The following is a 17,615-nucleotide window of genomic DNA, read 5'->3' on the forward strand; positions in this document are numbered from 1 at the left end:
GCTCGAGAGGGAAGATGTTGGCTCGAGAGGAACGATATCGGCTCGAGAAGATTGGTGTCGGCTCGCGTCCTACTCGCTATCCGACCGGGAGAGTGTCAGCCGTTATCCGAACTTGCCGGTGATGTAGTCCTCGACGCGGTCGCTCTCGGGGTTCTCGAAGATCTTGTCCGTGTCGTCGAACTCCACGAGGTGGCCGCCGGTCAGGAAGACGGCGGTCTTGTCCGAGATTCGGGCGGCCTGCTGCATGTTGTGAGTAACGATCACGACCGTGTACTCCTCGGCGAGTTCCTCGACGAGGTCTTCGATCTTGGAGGTCGCGACCGGGTCGAGTGCCGAGGCCGGTTCGTCCATCAGAATGACTTCCGGATCCGGCGCGATCGCCCGAGCGATGCAGAGACGCTGCTGTTGGCCCCCCGATAGGTCTAGGCCGCTCGAGTCGAGTTGGTCCTCGACTTCCTCGAGCAGCGCCGCCCGCTCGAGGGCGGTGTGTACCTGTTCATCGACGTCGTCTTCCATGCCCTGAACGCGGAGGCCGTAGGCGACGTTGTCGTAGATGCTCTTCGGGAAGGGGTTGGGCTTCTGGAAGACCATGCCGATCTTCCGCCGCAGGGCGACGGGGTCGACGTCCTCGTCGTAGACGTTCTTCCCGCGGAAGAACAGGTCGCCCTCGACGCGGGCGATATCGATGAGGTCGTTCATCCGGTTGATCGAGCGCAGGAACGTAGACTTTCCACACCCGGAGGGGCCGATCAGTGCCGTCACGCCCTTCTCGGGAATGTCCATATTGATGCCGTGAAGCGCTTGGTCGTCCCCGTAGTAGACGTCGAGATCTCGCGCCTCGATGACGGCGTTGTCGACGCGCGGCGAGCCGAGCGGCTTGTCCGTGTTCGGCATTTCCACGCCGCCGCTTCCCGCCCCCATCGTCGAAGACTGCCCTGTGGTTTCGGCGGTGGATTCCTCGCTACTCGCGTGAGCGCCGGCCGCCTCAGCGGTCGCGCCGAGAACGTTCCCCTGTCCGGACGTGACCGACGCGAGTGCCGATTTCAGTCCGCCGAGTCGATCGTTCCGTTCGTCGCTCATTGTCGGCATCGAATGCCGGACGCCGTAAATAGGATACTATGTCTCCTATATAGGTCTATAGTGTGTTACTGTCCCCGTCCGCTTGCTGGCGATTGGCGGAGACAGTGACTAGTATCGCACCCGTTCGTTCATGTTTACCGCCGTTCACGATCCCTCCGTGGCGATTCGGTCGACGGCAGGGTTCGTCGGCTCGAGCCAGAAGGCGGTTGGGACGGCAACAACGGTTCCACTACCGGAGCGTGTCGCTTTCTATATACTGGTCCGCGAGTCAACAGGTATATTTCGGTCGGTCGTCGTATCGTCCGCTGGACCGCCTCAATACCCGATCCGTCCACCCCGAATGCGACACGGAGTCTCTATAGATTGTACTACGCTTATGGTCGTGGGACTCTGACAGCCAGGTTATGGAGACGCGCAAGGTACAGGTCACGGGCGGGTCGACCTACACCGTCTCGCTGCCGAAGGATTGGGCGACCGACAACGGCGTTAGTTCCGGAACGACCGTCGAGTTTTACCCCGAAGACGATTCGCTACTGCTGACGCCCCAGAGCGAAAGCGAACGCCAGGAGGGGACCCTCGACGTGTCCGATCTCGAGGGAGAGCGACTCACCCGGGCCGTGATGACGATGTACGTCAGCGGCTTCGATATCATCCGCCTCGAGGCGGGCCGGATCACGACCGACCAGCGCCGGGCGATCCGGGACGCAACCCAGAGCCTGGTCGGCGTCGAAGTGCTCGAGGAGACCAACGACAGCGTCGTTATCCAAGATCTGCTCGATTCGTCGGAGTTGTCGATCGTCAACGCCGTCTCCCGGATGCGCCTGATCGCAACCTCGATGCTCGCCGACGCGGTCACCGCCCTCGTCGAGAACGACGACGACATCGCCCTGGACGTCATCGAGCGCGACGACGACGTCGACCGGCTGTGGCTCGTCGTCTCCCGTATCTTCCGGGCAACGCTGCGCTCGCCCCGCGCCGCCGAGGAACTCGGCGTCCCCCGCGAGGACTGTTTCGACTTTCACTCCAGTGCCCGCCAACTCGAGCGCGTCGCGGACCACGCCGCCAAGATCAGCAACCTCGCGCTCAAACTCGACGAGATTCCCGAAGACGTCGCCGAGGCGCTGACGGCGCTGCACAACGACGCCTCGGACGTTCTCGAGAAGTCGATGGACGCACTGTTTGCCGACGACAGCAGCGAGGCGAACGAACTCGGCCACGCGGCCCGGCAGGCCGTCCTCGAGATCGACGAACACACGCGCCGAATCGACGATATGCTTCGGGACCTCGCACCCGTGCAGGCTCAGTCGCTCGGGCTGATCGTCGACTCGCTCTCTCGCAGCGCCGACTACGGCGGCAACATCGCCGAGACGGCACTGCAGAAAGCGGCCCCGCGCCCCTGATTCGAAAATCGCTCGGTTGAGTAGGACCTCGAGCGACGATGAGATAATCCGATTTATCGACTCTCTCGAGAACCGCCGTCGCGTCCGCTATCGAGTCGAGAACTGATCCGTCGCGAAGCGAGCGGATCGGAGAAGTGAGTGGTCGTTACTCGTCGAGGAGCACGGCGTTGACCTGACCGGTCTGACCGGGACGGGAGGTCACGCGGGCGCGGCCCTCGGAGGTTTCGATGACGGCGCCTTTCGTGATGATGTTCCGTCGGACGTAGTTGGGGTTGGCCTCGTTCTCGACGACGTCCTCGATTTCGGCGGAAACCGTCTCGCCGCCCTTGTTGACGCTGGCGACGTCGGTCGCGAGCGCACGGGTCTTCGTGCCGTTGCCGTGGACGTCGATGGTTCGGAAGCGGGGTTCGCCGACCTGCGTTTCGGTCGGCAGGCGCCCGAGTTCGTCCTTGCGGCGCTTGCGAACGTTCTTCAGTCGACCGCCGGTGCGCTTGCGCGTAGAGCGTCCCTGGTCTTGCATACGCGGGAAAAGTCTCGGCGAATACTTGAATGCACGCTTTCCGCTCGAGCGGGGCGACTCGAGTAGCGGATGTCGAGAGACGACGTCGGAACTGAGGCCGACGCTCACTCGTCGGCGACTAAACAGTAGGCGTGGCCGGGCGTCTCGAGCACGGTCTCTTCGTCATCGTCGTAATAGTTCGAGAAGGCGCCCCGCTCGGCGTAGTAGATCCGGCCGTCGCGGGGAATCGCGCCGCCGGTGACGTGCCCCCGGTTTTCGACGCGCCATCGGCGCTCGCCGGTTTCGCGGTCGAGTGCGTAGAGGTGGGTGTCGTAGGAGCCGACGAGGATCGTCTCGGCGGTAGCCGTAATTGAGCCGATGACGCGACCGTTGACGTCCGCCGACCACAGCTCCTCCCCGGTGTCGGTATCGAGCGCGTAGACGTGGTGGTCGTCGCTGCCGACGTAGACGATCCCCTGCTCGGGATCGATCGCCGGGTTCGACATGATCACGCGGCCGGTCTCGAAGGACCACTCCTCGCTGCCGTCCTCGAGGTCGAGCCGGTAGAAGCGGCCGTCCCACGAGCCGGCGAAAGCCGCGCCGTCGTAGACCGGAATCGTCCCCTTGATCTGGGCGCCGAGGTGGAACCGACCGTCGGCCACCGGATCGCCGTCCGGGCCGTCCTCGCCGCCGGCCTGAAACGTCCAGGCGCGCTCGAGCGAGGGGAACTCCCAGGCGTAAACGACGCCGTCGTTCGAGCCCGACACGAGGCGGCCGGCGTCGCAGTCGATCGCCGGTGAGGGGTGGGGCATCCCCCAGATATCGTCGTCGTGCCAGGTCGGCCGACCGGTTTCGGCGTCGACCTCCCAGAGCGCGCCGCTGTTCGGGTTGCTGTACTCCGCCATGATGTACAGCGTCCCGTCGATGTAGGCGGGACTCGAGCCGATGGCGATCGAACCGTCGAAATCGCGGGGATTGGTCTGCCAGATCAGCTCCCCTGCGTCGATGTCGACGGCGTAGAGCGCGCCGTCGTAGCCGCCGATGTAGGCGGTGTCGCCGACGATCGCCGGCGTGCCGTGGAAGCCGAGACTCGTTCCGGCGTCCGTCTCGAGCATCCACCGGCGCTCGCCGTCGGGAGTCACGGCGTGGATTCGGCCGGTATCGCTGGCGATCAGGATCGTCTCGCCGTCGGGAGTCGGCCGCGGCGTGGACTTGGCCGCGGTGTGGCCGATCCGGTTGACCGGGAACTCCCAGTTGACGCTGACCGCGTCCGGCACCGTCTCTTCGGGGTAGTAACCGTACCGGCGCAAGCCGCGGCGAAACATCGAGATATCGTCGTCGACGGGACGGGGAACGGTCGGATCGCCGTCGTCGGCCGTCGCTCCCGCGCAGTCGGGGGTCGACCGGCCGTAGGCCGCACTACACCCGGCGAATCCGGCGATGCTGCCGGCGCCGACGGTCGCGAGCAGTTGTCGTCGCGTCGGTCGGTCCCCGGTAGCGCCGCACTCGCTAGAGTCTTCGTCGGTTTCGACCCCGATCCCGTCGCCGTCTCCGTCCATCGTGTCGAGGCGACGAACCGTTCCCCTATAGTGGTTCGGATCCCGCGGCTCACTTCTCGAGTCGACCGAGCCGCCAGAAAACCGTCCGGTAGGTCGTTTGAAGTCGTTACGTCACTCCTGCTGGGCGTCGACGACCGCCACGCCCGCCAGATTGACGATGTCCTTGACCTCGTCGCCGCGCTGGAGGACGTGGACCGGCTTGTCCATCCCGACCAGCATCGGGCCGATGGCGTCGGCACCGCCCAGCCGCTGGAGCAACTTGTAGCCGATGTTGCCCGACTCGAGGTTCGGGAAGACCAGCACGTTCGCGGGCTCCTCGAGTTCGGAGAAGCCGTAGGTGCCCTCGAGGATGTCCTCGACGACGGCGGTGTCGGCCTGCATCTCGCCGTCGACGGGGAAATCGGCCTCGGGATCGTCCTGGAGCATGCTCGCGGCGCGGCGAGGCTTGCGAGTGGCCTCGTTGTTGACGCTGCCGAAGTTCGAGTACGACAGCAGGGCCGCGCGCGGTTCGATGTTGAACCGGCGGGCGAGCTCGCCCGTCTGCTTGGTGACTTCCGCGAGCACCTCCTCGTCGGGGTTCTGGTTGACCGTCGCGTCGGCGACGAAGATCACGCGGTTCTTGAACGTCAGCATGTAGACCCCGGCGGCGTAGTCGACGTCCTCGGCGGTGCCGATGACCTGCAGCGGCGGACGCAGGGCGGAGGGGTAGTGGTGCGAGAGGCCGGTCAGGAGGGCGTCCGCGTCGCCCTGTTCGACCATCACGCTGCCGAAGTAGTTCGAGTCGCTCTCGATGAGTTCGCCGGCCTCGGTGCGGGTGATCCCCTTGCGCTGGCGGAGTTCGTGGAGCCGATCCGCGTACGCCTCGTAGTCGCCGACGGAGGGATCGGCGACCTGGGGCTCGAAGTCCAACCCGAGGTTCGCGGCCGTCGAGCGGATCTCGCTCTCGTCGCCGATGAGGATCGGCGCCGCGATGCCCTGCTCCTGGATCTGGTAGGCCGCGCGGATCATCTTCTCGTTTTCGCCCTCCGCGAGTGCGACCGTCTTGGGGTCGCTCTTGGCCTTGTTGAGGACGACGCGCATCATCTCCCGGGACTTGCCGAGGCGCGCCTCGAGTTCCTCCTCGTAGGCCTCGAGGTCGATCTCTGCGCGGGCGGCGCCGGACTCCATCGCGGCCTCGGCGATCGAGGGCGCGACGCGGAAGAGGACGCGCGGGTCGACGGGCTTGGGAATGATGTAGTCGGGGCCGTACTGCAGGGGTTCGTCGCCGTAGGCCTTGACGACGGCGTCGGGGACGTCCTCGCGGGCGAGTTCGGCCAGCGCCTCGGCGCAGGCGACTTTCATCTCCTCGTTGATCTCGGTGGCGCGGACGTCCAGCGCGCCGCGGAAGATGAACGGGAAGCCGAGGACGTTGTTGACCTGGTTCGGATAGTCCGAGCGCCCGGTGGCCATGATGACCGTGTCGTCGCGGGCGTCCTTGGCCTCCTCGTAGCCGATCTCCGGATCGGGGTTGGCCATCGCGAAGATGATCGGGTTGTCCGCCATCGAGCGGACCATGTCCTGCGAGACGATGCCGCCGACCGAGAGACCGACGAACACGTCGGCACCCTCCATCGCATCCGCGAGGTCTCCCTCGGGGAGATCGCGGGCGAACTGCCGCTTGTACTCGTTGAGGTCGCCGCGCTCGGCGCGCTCGGTCGTAATAATCCCCGAGGAGTCACACATCGTGATGTTCTCCTTCTCGACGCCCAGCGAAACGTAGAAGCGGGCGGAGGCGATCGCGCTCGCGCCGGCGCCGGAGAAGACGACCTCGAGGTCCTCGAGGTCCTTCCCGGCGATGTCGGCCGCGTTGATGAGCGCGGCGCCGGAGATAATCGCGGTGCCGTGCTGGTCGTCGTGGAAGATCGGGATGTCCGTCTCCTCGCGCAGGCGCTCCTCGATCGTGAAGCACTCGGGGGCCTTGATGTCCTCGAGATTGATCCCGCCGAAGGTCGGCTCCATCATCTTGACGGCCTCGACGAACTTGTGGGGGTCGGCCTCGTCGAGTTCGATGTCGAAGACGTCGATGTCGGCGAAGCGCTTGAACAGCACTCCTTTTCCTTCCATGACGGGTTTGGAGGCCTGCGCGCCGATGTCTCCGAGGCCGAGCACGGCCGAGCCGTTCGAGACGACGCCGACGAGGTTGCCCTTCGCCGTGTACGTGTAGGCGTCGCTCTCGTTCTCGTCGATCTCGAGGCAGGGTGCGGCCACGCCGGGCGAGTACGCCAGCGAGAGGTCCCGCTGGGTGTTCGTCGGCTTGGTCGTCGAAATCTCGATTTTACCGGGCGGATCCGTGCGGTGATACTCGAGTGAGTCCTCGTCTAGTCCCATATACCGTGACAGCGACGGCCACCATTAAAAATAATGTGGAGGAAGGGTTCGACAGATGTCGATACATTCGGGCGACCGACGGCCGATTCCCGGAGTCGACCGTTTTATACGCGCCGCGCCAGTGACGTGGGATATGGACGTCGCGCTTGGTGGGACGTTCGACCCCGTTCACGACGGCCACCGCCGGCTGTTCGACCGGGCGTTCGAACTCGGAGACGTGACCGTCGGGCTGACGAGCGACGACCTCGCGCCGAAGACGCGACACGTCGAGCGACACGTCAGACCGTACGCGGAACGAGAGGCGGCGCTCGAAGACGAACTCGAGGCCTTCGCCGCGGAGTACGACCGCGAGTTCGAGATTCGTCCCCTCGAGAATCCGACCGGAATCGCGACCGAACCGCAGTTCGACTACCTCGTCGTCTCGCCGGAGACCCGCGACGGCGGCGAACGGATCAACGAACTCCGTCGGGAACGGGGCCACGAGCCGCTCGAGGTCGTCGTCGTCCCCCACGTCGAAGCCGAGGACGGAGACGTCATCTCGAGCACCCGGATCGTGAAGGGGGAGATCGACGAGCACGGAAACGTGCTCGAGGACGCAGACGACGAGAGTGACAGTGACGGCATTCGAGCGGGTGATCCAGACGCCGAAGAAGGCACAGACAACACCTGACCGCCGACGGCTTCCGAATCAGTTCCTTTTTACGCGACGGCGGGGAATTCCAGCACATGAGCTTCGAGGAAGACGATCGCGTCGTTCTGCACGACGAGCACAGCGAGTTCGACGGCGAGACCGGTACCGTCACCCAGACGATGGAATCGATGTTCGGCGACGTCACCTACACCGTCAGCTTCGAGGACGGACAGGAGACCGGCATCCCCGAGGACGCCCTCGAGGCGGCCGAGGAGGACGCCGACGACGAAGACGAGGAATAACGACCGCCGAGACGCGACCGGCTCCGACCGTCCGCCTCGCGTCGTCGGTAGCGGACCGCATTGACGCTCACAGTTCCCGAATCGTAGATGCCACAGATACCGCTTCACTACGTCGACTTACGGACGTTCTGCTACGCCACTGAGGACGAAAAGCGCGTCGAGGAGGCGCTGCGAACCTTCCTTCCCGACCGCGAGGACGACGACGAGCCGTTCCCGATCGAGCGCGCCGAGAGCGAGGGCCACTACGGCGACCGCATCCTCGTCCTCTCGGCCCGCGTGGAGAACGCCGACGACATCCGCCACGTCCTCTCGCGGCTCGCCGACCTCGAGTCGTTCGACGACCTAATGGACGAACTCGACGAGCGGGTGACCGAGAACACCGAACTCTTCCTGCGACTGGACAAGCAGGCCGCCTTCGCGGGCGACGTGCGACTCGGCGACGGCATCACCTTCCGCGGGAAGGTCGAGGCCTACCCCGCCAAGAAGGAGAAAGCCGTCGCGAACGCCGAGGAGGTCCTCGAGCGACTGCGCGAACAGACCCACGACTAGACCGGGTCGCCGTCGACTGTTTTCGGATACTGTCCGTCCGGTGCCGCTGCGAGCCACACACCGCACCTTCCGGTGTCGAAGCTCTTTTGACTGGCCAGTCAGTAAGTCAGATGGACTCGAGCCGAATGAGCGAGGAGACGATCGACGGCATCATGGACGCGACGTACCGGGCGCTCTGCGAGCACGGGTACGCGGAGTTGACGATGCAGGATATCGCCGCGAAATCGACCAAGAGCAAGGGGACGCTTCACTACCACTTCGACGGCAAGCAGGAGTTGCTCGAGGCTTTCCTCGAGCACCTGCTCGAGCGGTTCGAGGAGCGAACCGAAACGGTCCCCGGCGAGACGCCCGCCGAGCGACTCCACGCGTTCGTCGACGAACTGCTGTCGTCCGCGGACGACGACTCGGCGACGGCGTTCCGGACGGCGATGCTGGAGATCAAGGCCCAGTCGCCGTACGACGAGGCCTATCAGGAGCGACTCGCGGCGTTCGATCAGCGGCTCCGCGATCGGATCGCCGGCTTCGTCGCGGACGGCGTGGCAGCCGGCGAGTTTCGCGATGACGTCGACCCCGAAGCGACGGGCGAGTTTCTCGTCACCGTTTTCCACGGCGCCCAGACGCGGGCGGCGGCGGTCGATCGGTCGCCGGAGCGGACGAAGGAGTACGTGCACGCGTACATCGACGAAGCGCTCTGTGCAGACGACGGCGGTAGCGGTGGCGCCAACGGCGACGATACGGACGACTCAGCCGCGATCGGCGAACCGGAGGGATCACGATGAGTCTCCTCGGGCGCCTGCTCGCATGGGTCCGGGCGCAGGTCGAACGCGTTTCCGGGCTGTTCAAGGGACCCGACGAGGTCGATCTGACCTCCGGCGGAATCGCCAAGCCACTCTTCTTCCTCTCGCTGCCGATCGTCGTCACGAACCTGCTACAGACCGCCTACAACCTCATCGACACCTTCTGGCTCGGCCAGTACAGCACGACCGCGCTGGCGGCGATCAGCTTCGCGTTTCCGATGGTCTTCCTGCTCATCTCGGTCGGGATGGGGCTGTCGGTCGCCGGGAGCGTCCTCGTCGCCCAGCACATCGGCGCCGGCGAAGAGGCAGAGGCGGAGTACGCCGCGTCCCAGACCGTCGTGCTGTCGATCGTCGGCGCGACGCTCATCGGGCTCGTCGGCTACGGGCTCGTCGACGACCTGCTCGCACTGCTCGGCGCGTCCGAGGCCGTCCTACCGCCCGCGACCGCGTACATGCAGGTCATCTCGCTCGGGATGGCCTTCATGTTCGGCTTCTTCGTCTTCATCGCGCTCATGCGCGGGTACGGGGACACCGTCACGCCGATGCTCGTGATGTTCGGCTCGGTGGTGCTCAACGTCGTCCTCGACCCGTTCCTGATCTTCGGCTGGGGGGTGTTCCCCGAACTCGGCATTCAAGGTGCGGCCGTCGCGACCGTCTTCTCGAGGGCGCTCGCGCTCGTCGTGGGGCTGGCGATCATGTTCCGCGGCCGGCGGGGGGTTCAGATCCGGCTCGAGCAGATGTGGCCGGATCTCTCGTTCGCGAAAAAGCTCGTCGGAATCGGCTTCCCGGCGTCGATCGAGGGAATGGGCCGCGCACTGTCGATCAATCTGCTGCTGGTGATCGTCGCGCTCTTCCCGGATACGGTCGTCGCTGCCTACGGCGTCGGGACGCGCGTGTTCTCGGTCATCTTCCTCCCGGCCGTCGCGGTCGCCCGCGGCGTCGAGACCATGACCGGGCAGAACATCGGCGCGGGCGAACCGGACCGCGCGAAGGCGGCAGCCGATTTCGCCGCCCGAACGATGTTCCTCATCCTCGGCGCGCTCGGCGTCGTCGCGTGGGTCGCCGCGGATCCGATCATCGCCGCGTTCACCGACAACGCCGAGGTCGTCGACATCGGCGTCACCTTCCTCCGATACGTCGCGCCGACGTTCGGGTTCATCGGGATCATGCGCTCCTATAACGGGAGCTTCCGCGGCGCCGGCAAGACCCTCACCGCGGCGGGAATCGTCATCGTCATCTACGCGCTGATCCGGCTCCCCGTCGCTGCCGGCCTCGCGCAGACGGGGCTCGGATCCCGCGGCATCTGGATCGCCTTCGCCGTCTCGAACGTCCTCGGCGCCGGACTCGCCTACGCCTGGTACCGCCGCGGCACCTGGCGCGACGCCGACGTCAGAGGCTCCGCACCCGGCCCGGGGCCGGGCCTGCAGGTCGGCGACGACCGCGACCTCGAGGCCGACGCGGACGCGGAGGTCGGTGCCGATGACTAACTCGAAGGGGAACGCGGCGACGACTGCCAGCCCCGCACCACTAAAGTATCTCTGCCGCGACAGCACCGAGCACCGGACCATAATGGAGAGCGACAGCTCGAAGCAAAGGCGTCGGGGGATCGAGACGGACGACCAGCGGCGCCGTTCCGCTCTGCGGGTTCGCGACGCGAGGTGGTAACCGATGGTCGAAGCCGTCTCGATCGACATCCTGAGCCTCCTGCTGGTGCTCACCGTCGCGTGGATCTTCGGCGCGGTCGCCGAGCGGCTCGGTTACCCGACGATGATGGGCGAACTGTTCGCCGGCATCGTCTTCGGCCCGCCGCTGCTGGGACTGCTCCACGGCTCGGCGCTGTTGAGTAATCTCGCGGATCTGGGCGTGTTCCTCCTGATGGTCTTCGTCGGGATGGAGGTCGACCTGCGCGAGCTGTTCCGGCTCGGCCCCCAGTCGCTGCTGATCGCCTTCGGCGCGTTCGTCATCCCGTTCGGGCTGGGCTACGTCGCGGGCGTCTGGCTCGGCGTCTCTACGGGCGCAGCGCTGTTTTTGGGCCTCGCGATGGCCGCCACCTCGCTGGCCACGAAGTCGCGCATCCTCGCCGACCTCGATTTGCTCGACACGCGGATCGCGAACGTGCTCCTCGGCGGCGCGCTGGCTTCCGACGTGGGCGTCCTTGTCGCCTTCGCGGGCGTCGACAGCTACGTGACGGCGGGGGAACTCGACCCGACCGAGATCGCACTGATCCTCGGACAAACGCTCGCTTTCTTCGTGATCACTCTCGTCATCGGCTACCGGTTCCTGCCGGTCGCGTGGCACTTCATCGAGCGCCAGCGCGAACGGTACGGGTTCGTCGACCGGACGACCGCGTTCACCTTCGCCCTGCTGGTCTCGCTGCTGTTCGCGCAACTCGCCACGCTCGCGGACCTGCACATGATCATCGGCGGCTTCATGGCGGGGATGTTCCTCCGACAGGCCGACGTCGAGCCCGATCTCTACGAGCACATGCACACCGTCATGTACGACCTCGCGATGGGGTTGTTCGCGCCGATCTTCTTCGTGACGGTCGGGTTCGAGATCGGCTTCGGCGTCTTCGTCGACTCGTTCGGCATCCTCGCACTGCTCGTCGCCATCGCCTTCCTCGGGAAGATCGTCGGCTCGTGGCTGTTCGCGCTCCCGACGTCGCTGACCTCCCGCGAGGGATTGGTCGTCGGCTTCGGGATGAACGGCCGCGGCACCGTCGAGATCATCATCGCGACCGTCGCGCTCGAGGCCGGCGTCATCGATCAGTCGATGTTCTCGATCCTCGTGTTCATCGCCATCTTCACGACCGCGCTCGTCCCCGTCACCGTCACCTGGGGCGTTCGCCTGCTCGAGCGGGCTGACGAACTCGTCTACGTCGACGCATCGGCGACGGCCCACGACTGAGACGGGTCGTCCCCGTCCCTCCTCGTTCGCCGACCAAAACTATGCACTGCCAAGTCTTATTCGGCCAGCGAACGTACCGTGCGTAATGGTATCACTTGTATCCGCGCTCGCGCTCGGGGCCGGGGGTGGCCCCCTCCAGTTGCAGCAGCAACTCGAGGACCCACTGTTGGTCATCGGGGCGCTCGTGCTCGTCCTCGCGGTCGCGACCGTCTGGTCGATGATCGAGATCGTCGACGCCTACGACCGGGGCGCACTGACCGTCTTCGGGGAGTACCGCAAGCTGCTCGAGCCCGGACTGAACGTCGTCCCGCCGTTCGTCTCGCGGGTCTACACGTTCGACATGCGAACGCAGACGATCGACGTGCCGAGCCAAGAGGCGATCACCCGCGACAACTCGCCCGTCACGGCCGACGCCGTCGTCTACATCCGCGTGATGGATGCCACGCGCGCGTTCCTCGAGGTCGACGACTATCAGCGGGCCGTCTCGAACCTCGCCCAGACCACGCTGCGCGCTGTGATCGGCGACATGGAACTCGACGACACGCTGAGCCGCCGCGAGATGATCAACGAGCGGATTCGCCAGGAACTGGACGAACCCACCGACGAGTGGGGCATCCGCGTCGAAAGCGTCGAGGTCCGCGAGGTTACGCCCTCCCGGGGCGTCAAGGGCGCGATGGAGGAACAGACCTCCGCCGAACGGCGCCGCCGTGCGATGATCCTCGAGGCCCAGGGTGAACGCCGCAGCGCCGTCGAGCAGGCCGAGGGTGACAAGCAGTCGAACATCATCCGCGCCCAGGGTGAGAAGCAGAGCCAGATCCTCGAGGCCCAGGGTGACGCGATCTCGACCGTCTTGCGCGCCCGCTCCGCCGAATCGATGGGCGAACGCGCGATCATCGACAAGGGCATGGAAACCCTCGAGGGAATCGGCCAGAGCGAGTCGACGACGTTCGTCATGCCCCAGGAACTCACCTCGCTGGTCGGCCGCTACGGCAAGCACCTCTCCGGCAGCGACGTCGAAACCGACGGCACCGACCTCGAGAGCCTCGAGTTCGACGAGGAGACCCGCGAACTGATCGGCCTTGACGACATCGCCGACATCATCGGCGACATCGAGGACGCCGAACTGGACGTCGAGGCGATGGAGGAGGAAGCCCAGGCGATCCAGGAGGGCGAGGACATGGCACCCGAGTCCACGGGTGAGGTCATCGACATTTCGGAGACGCGCCAGCGGGACGAAGCGGATACCGACACCGACGGCGGGACGGAACAGGACTAGCGACCGACGCCGGGTCGCACGAAACGCTAGCCGCTCACGCCGAGGAGCCCCAGTATCCACCGCGCGATTTCGGAGGCCGCGAACAGGGCGCCCTCCAGACGAGAGAGCACCCGATCCGTCCGGAGCGCGGCGACCACCAGCAGCGCAACGCCGGCCAGCCACGCGAGCGTCTCGAGCGACGCGGCGCTGGTCGCGAGCGGCCGGACGACCGCCGCGACGCCGAGGATACCCGTGAGGTTGTAGATGTTACTGCCGATGACGTTCCCGACCGAGACGCCGAAACTCCCCCGCTGGATCGCCACCAGCGAGACGGCGAACTCCGGCGTCGAGGTTCCCGCCGCGACGATCGTTCCGCCGATGATCCACTCGGAGATGCCGGCGTTGCGGGCTAACTCCGAGGAAGCCACCACCATGTAGTCGCCGCTCACCAGTACCAGCGCCAAGCCGCCCACGAGGAAGGCGGCGTCTCGCCCGCGAAAGGAGCCCCGTACGGTCACCGTCGGAACCGCTTCGCCGTCTCCCAGCGATTGGTCGGCGGTTTCTTCGGCCGTCTGGGTAGCGCGGAGCAAATAGACCGTGTAGGCGGCGAACGAGCCGGCCAGGAGGAGCCCCTCGAGCCTCGTTACCCGGAGATCGAACAGGACGAGTCCGCCGAGGAGGGTGCTCGCCAACAGCGCGGCCCCGTCTCGACGAACGACCGAGTCCGCGACCGGGATCGCGGTCACCAGCGCGACGACACCCAGAATGAACGCCAGATTGTAGATGTTCGAGCCGAGGACGTTCGCGACCGCGATGTCGCCCAGCCCTTTGAACGCGGCGTCGATCGACACCGAGAGTTCCGGCGTCGACGTCCCCATCGCGACGACCGTCAGCCCGATGGTGAGGTCCGAGAGCCCGAACCGACGGGCGAGTCGAACGACGGCGTCGACCAGAAGCCGCGCGCCGACCCACAGACCCAGCACCGAGACGAGTATGACGCCGATCTGGAGCACCGGACCGCCTTGAACCATGATTCGGGGATACCGCTGACCGGTCAATCAACGTTGGGATATCCGGCCGTCTCCCGCCCCCTTGCGATCAGCCGCCCCCTCGATTCGACGACGCCCCGCCGCCTCGAGCGCGGCGCTTTTACTCGCGGCCTGTGACGGTTCGGGTATGCAAGTCCACGTCGTCGGCGACGACCCGGTCCGCGAGGCCGTCGTCGCCGCGCTGGGAGACGTCGATATCGACGTCGCGGACGCCGAACCGGCCGCCCTCACCGACGCCCGGTTCGGCGTCGTCAGCGGCGTCGCCGGCTCGGACGTATTCGAACGGGCGAACGACGCCGCTCGAGCGGGATCGACGCCCTGGGTCGCCGTCGAGATCGGCGGCGTCGGCGGCTACCCCCTGTCGGCGGTCGACGCCGCGGTGTCGGGATTCGCGCCGGGAGCGGGGACCGGCTGTTTCGACTGCCTGCACGATCGCGTCGCGTCGAATCTCGAGGACGACGAAATCGCTGACGGGCCGCAGGCCGAACGGGCTGCAGCGCGCCTCGCCGGCGCGGTCGCCGGCCGGGAGTGCGTGCGCGTCCTCTCGGGCGCTGAGAAATCGATTATCGGCCACGTCGTCGAACTGCCCCACCAGCGCCGGCGCCTCCTCCCCGTTCCCGGCTGTGAGTGTGCGGATAGTGAGCGAGATCGGGCGCTCGAGCGCGACGACGACACGCTCGAACTCGAGGCGGCAGTCGACCGCGCGGAGGCGGCCATCGACGACCGCGTCGGCGTCGTCGCGAGCATCGGCGAGGTCGAGTCGTTCCCCGTCCCCTACTACCTGGCGACGAACGCGAACACGACCGCCTTCAGCGACGCCAGCGCGCCCCGCCAGGCCGCCGGCGTCGCCGACGACTGGAACGCCGCGCTGATGAAGGCCGTCGGCGAGGGCCTCGAGCGCTACTGCGCCGGCGTCTACCGGGACGCGGAGTTCGTCCGCGCCAGCGAGGCCGACCTCGCGAACGCCGTTTCGCCGACCGACCTCCTCCGGCCGGACGACGCGCCCGCGTACGACCCGAGCGACGAATACCGCTGGGTACCCGGCGAGAACCTCGTCACGGGCGAACAGGCCCACCTCCCCGCGGATGCGGTGCAGTTCCCCCAACCCGGCCCGGGGCTCGTCCCCGCGATCACGACCGGGCTCGGCCTGGGCTCCTCGACGGTCGACGCCCTGCTGTCTGGGCTGACGGAGGTCCTCGAGCGCGACGCGACGATGCTCGCGTGGTACTCGACGTTCGAACCGCTCGAACTCGCCGTCGACGACCCGGCGTTTGCGACGCTCGAGCGCCGGGCCCGCAGCGAGGGGCTCGACGTAACGGCGCTGCTGGTCACGCAGGACGTAGACCTGCCGGTAGTCGCGGTTGCGGTCCACCGCGATCCGGACGACGTCGACGGTGATGAAGAAATCGACCCCACTGATGACGACTGGCCCGCCTTCGCAGCCGGTTCCGCTGCCGACCTCGACGCGACGGCCGCCGCGACGGCGGCGCTCGAGGAGGCGCTCCAGAACTGGATGGAACTGCGGAATCTCGGTCCGACCGAAGCAGCCGACCAGTCGGGCGCGATCGGCGAGTACGCCGCGTTCCCGGCGCCGACCCGGGAGTTCGTGTCGGTCGACGCCGGTCAGGTGCCGGCCGAAAGCGTCGGCCCCGACCCGGTTCCGTCGGGTGTGGACGCCCTCGAGTCGCTGCTCGAGCGCGCGGGCGACGCCGGCCTGACGCCGTACGCGGCGCGGCTCACGACCCGCGACGTCGAGTCGATCGGCTTCGAGGCGGTGCGGGTCGTCGTTCCCGGCGCGCAGCCGCTGTTCACCGACGAGCCATTCTTCGGTGAGCGAGCCCGGACGGTGCCCGACGAAATGGGGTTCGAACCGCGCCTCGAGCGGCCGTTCCACCCGTACCCCTGAAAACTCAGCTAGCGGAGTCGGCGTCGGAATCGGTTGTTTCGTTCCCCGCGGTAGTCGGTTCGGTCGACCCGTTCGCGGCGCTCGAGTCGTTCGTCGCGTTCGTCACGGTTTCGTTCGCCGCATCGTCCGCCCGGTCGACTTCGATCACCATCCCGGCATCGGTGAGTTCGATCGAGACGAATTCGGTATCGGACGTGATCGACACCGCCTCGACCTGCTCCTGTTCGTTGTCCTCGTCGAACAGGACGACCTGCAGGCTCTGCTCCGTTCGCCCGAGATGGGGCGGATACGCGGTTTCGTTGGGCGAGACGGAGTACTGCTCGTTGTAGCTCCGACGGTCGTTCCCCAGTTCGCGAGCCTGCAGTTGGATCTTGTACGACTGACTCCCGGAGTTGTGGATCTCGACCGGGACGACCCCCTGCAGTCCGAAGTGTTCCTGAACTCCTTGAATGCAACCCGCGAGCCCCACCGTCGCGAGCACGCTCGCGGATCGAAGTACCGTTCGGCGGTTCACAGTCGGCACTCGGGACCGGACGACCGTAGGCGTTGCTCTTCCCGGCCGTCGTCCCCGCGAGCGGGCCCGACTCGAGTGGGATACTGTCACCAACTATCACTCGGGTCGAGAGTCGGACACCTTTTCAAATCGCGCGTCCTTGCACCGACATGGCAACGACCGAGTCCGCGACGGGCGACCCCGAGATCGAAACGACACTGTTTATCACCGTCTCCGGCCCGCCGGGCTGTGGCGCGACGACGCTGTGTGAGCGCCTCGCCGACGCGATCGGCTGTCCGTACGTCTCCGGCGGCGACATCTTCCGCGAGCTCGCCGACGACCGCGACATGAGCCTCAACCAGCTCACCGCAAAGGCCGACGAGTCCGACGAGATCGACCGCGCGCTCGATCAGCGGCTCCAGCAGATCGCCGAAAAGTGGGGCATGGCGAACAAACCCTTCATCCTCGAGTCGCGCCTGGCCGGCTGGCTCGCCGGCGACCGCGCCGACCTCCGAATCTGGCTCGACGCGCCGGAAGACGTCCGCCTCGAGCGCATCGAGGAGCGACTGGAGACCGAAGCCGAGATGCGGGTCCGCGAGGTCAGCGAGGCCGGCCGCTACCAGTCGTACTACGATATCGACATCGACGACCGCGAGTTCTACGACCTCAACATCAACACCGCTCGCTGGGGGAAGGCGGGCGTCTTCAACCTCGTCCGAACCGCCATCGAGGAGTACGATCCCGCGATCGACGAGGGTGCGTTCCGGACGCCGGAAGTGGACGTCTAGTCCCCGCCGAGTTGGAACCGTTTCTCGAGTGCG

The 17,615-nt window shown here is 66.5% G+C and carries 16 protein-coding genes; 10 read left to right on the top strand and 6 right to left on the bottom strand.

Going from position 1 to position 17,615, the window contains the following annotated elements; genetic code table 11:
• Positions 1–102 precede the first annotated feature (102 nt).
• Positions 103–921 (bottom strand): phosphate ABC transporter ATP-binding protein PstB, encoded by an 819-nt coding sequence (pstB, locus tag ATJ93_RS09040; RefSeq protein WP_245977567.1) that lies wholly within the window; start codon positions 919–921, stop codon positions 103–105.
• A gap of 563 nt (positions 922–1,484) precedes the next feature.
• Here pstB and ATJ93_RS09045 point away from each other — a divergent pair.
• Positions 1,485–2,480 (top strand): phosphate signaling complex PhoU family protein, encoded by a 996-nt coding sequence (locus ATJ93_RS09045; protein WP_120244330.1) that lies wholly within the window; start codon positions 1,485–1,487, stop codon positions 2,478–2,480.
• Positions 2,481–2,625: 145 nt separating this feature from the next.
• Here ATJ93_RS09045 and ATJ93_RS09050 read toward each other — a convergent pair whose 3' ends face one another.
• The 3 genes from ATJ93_RS09050 to ATJ93_RS09060 form a co-directional block, all read right to left on the bottom strand.
• Entirely contained in the window at positions 2,626–3,000 is a 375-nt protein-coding gene (locus ATJ93_RS09050; RefSeq protein ID WP_120244331.1) for a 30S ribosomal protein S8e, read from the bottom strand.
• A 104-nt stretch (positions 3,001–3,104) separates the two neighbouring features.
• Positions 3,105–4,538: a PQQ-binding-like beta-propeller repeat protein gene (locus ATJ93_RS09055; protein WP_120244332.1), complete on the bottom strand. Its 1,434-nt coding sequence runs from the start codon at positions 4,536–4,538 to the stop codon at positions 3,105–3,107.
• 111 nt (positions 4,539–4,649) lie between these two features.
• A complete protein-coding gene (locus ATJ93_RS09060; protein ID WP_120244333.1) occupies positions 4,650–6,905 on the bottom strand; it encodes an NADP-dependent malic enzyme in 2,256 nt (751 codons plus the stop codon).
• 133 nt (positions 6,906–7,038) lie between these two features.
• On the opposite strand from ATJ93_RS09060, the gene ATJ93_RS09065 reads away from it, so the two are divergent.
• From ATJ93_RS09065 to ATJ93_RS09100, 7 genes are all read left to right on the top strand, one after another.
• Positions 7,039–7,575 carry a phosphopantetheine adenylyltransferase gene (locus ATJ93_RS09065; RefSeq protein ID WP_120244334.1) on the top strand — a complete coding sequence of 179 codons (537 nt, stop codon included), beginning with the start codon at positions 7,039–7,041 and terminating at the stop codon, positions 7,573–7,575.
• Between the two features lie 56 nt (positions 7,576–7,631).
• Complete coding sequence (locus ATJ93_RS09070) at positions 7,632–7,838, top strand: DUF1918 domain-containing protein (protein ID WP_120244335.1); 207 nt, start codon at positions 7,632–7,634, stop codon at positions 7,836–7,838.
• Positions 7,839–7,925: 87 nt separating this feature from the next.
• Positions 7,926–8,387, top strand: a complete 462-nt coding sequence (locus tag ATJ93_RS09075) for an RNA-binding protein (RefSeq protein WP_120244336.1) — start codon at positions 7,926–7,928, stop codon at positions 8,385–8,387.
• Positions 8,388–8,512: 125 nt separating this feature from the next.
• Positions 8,513–9,166: a TetR/AcrR family transcriptional regulator gene (locus ATJ93_RS09080; protein ID WP_245977568.1), complete on the top strand. Its 654-nt coding sequence runs from the start codon at positions 8,513–8,515 to the stop codon at positions 9,164–9,166.
• Positions 9,163–10,671, top strand: coding sequence for an MATE family efflux transporter (locus ATJ93_RS09085; protein WP_120244337.1), 1,509 nt, complete (start codon positions 9,163–9,165; stop codon positions 10,669–10,671). The genes ATJ93_RS09080 and ATJ93_RS09085 overlap by 4 nt, the downstream gene beginning before the upstream one ends.
• Positions 10,672–10,852: 181 nt before the next feature.
• On the top strand, positions 10,853–12,091 hold the full coding sequence (locus ATJ93_RS09095) for a cation:proton antiporter (protein ID WP_120244339.1): 1,239 nt from the start codon (positions 10,853–10,855) through the stop codon (positions 12,089–12,091).
• Positions 12,092–12,176: 85 nt separating this feature from the next.
• A complete protein-coding gene (locus tag ATJ93_RS09100; protein ID WP_170155549.1) occupies positions 12,177–13,367 on the top strand; it encodes an SPFH domain-containing protein in 1,191 nt (396 codons plus the stop codon).
• A 26-nt stretch (positions 13,368–13,393) separates the two neighbouring features.
• On the opposite strand, the gene ATJ93_RS09105 is transcribed toward ATJ93_RS09100, so the two are convergent.
• A complete protein-coding gene (locus tag ATJ93_RS09105; protein WP_120244340.1) occupies positions 13,394–14,377 on the bottom strand; it encodes a calcium/sodium antiporter in 984 nt (327 codons plus the stop codon).
• Positions 14,378–14,522: 145 nt separating this feature from the next.
• Between ATJ93_RS09105 and ATJ93_RS09110 the strand changes: the two genes are divergently transcribed.
• Positions 14,523–16,301 carry a YcaO-like family protein gene (locus tag ATJ93_RS09110; protein ID WP_120244341.1) on the top strand — a complete coding sequence of 593 codons (1,779 nt, stop codon included), beginning with the start codon at positions 14,523–14,525 and terminating at the stop codon, positions 16,299–16,301.
• Between the two features lie 4 nt (positions 16,302–16,305).
• Here ATJ93_RS09110 and ATJ93_RS09115 read toward each other — a convergent pair whose 3' ends face one another.
• On the bottom strand, positions 16,306–16,815 hold the full coding sequence (locus ATJ93_RS09115) for a hypothetical protein (RefSeq protein WP_120244342.1): 510 nt from the start codon (positions 16,813–16,815) through the stop codon (positions 16,306–16,308).
• A gap of 149 nt (positions 16,816–16,964) precedes the next feature.
• Here ATJ93_RS09115 and cmk point away from each other — a divergent pair, with 149 nt between their 5' ends.
• Entirely contained in the window at positions 16,965–17,582 is a 618-nt protein-coding gene (gene cmk, locus ATJ93_RS09120) for a (d)CMP kinase (RefSeq protein WP_120244343.1), read from the top strand.
• Positions 17,583–17,615: the final 33 nt, after the last annotated feature.

It is taken from the genome of Halopiger aswanensis, assembly GCF_003610195.1.
GTDB classification, from domain to species: Archaea; Halobacteriota; Halobacteria; order Halobacteriales; family Natrialbaceae; genus Halopiger; species Halopiger aswanensis.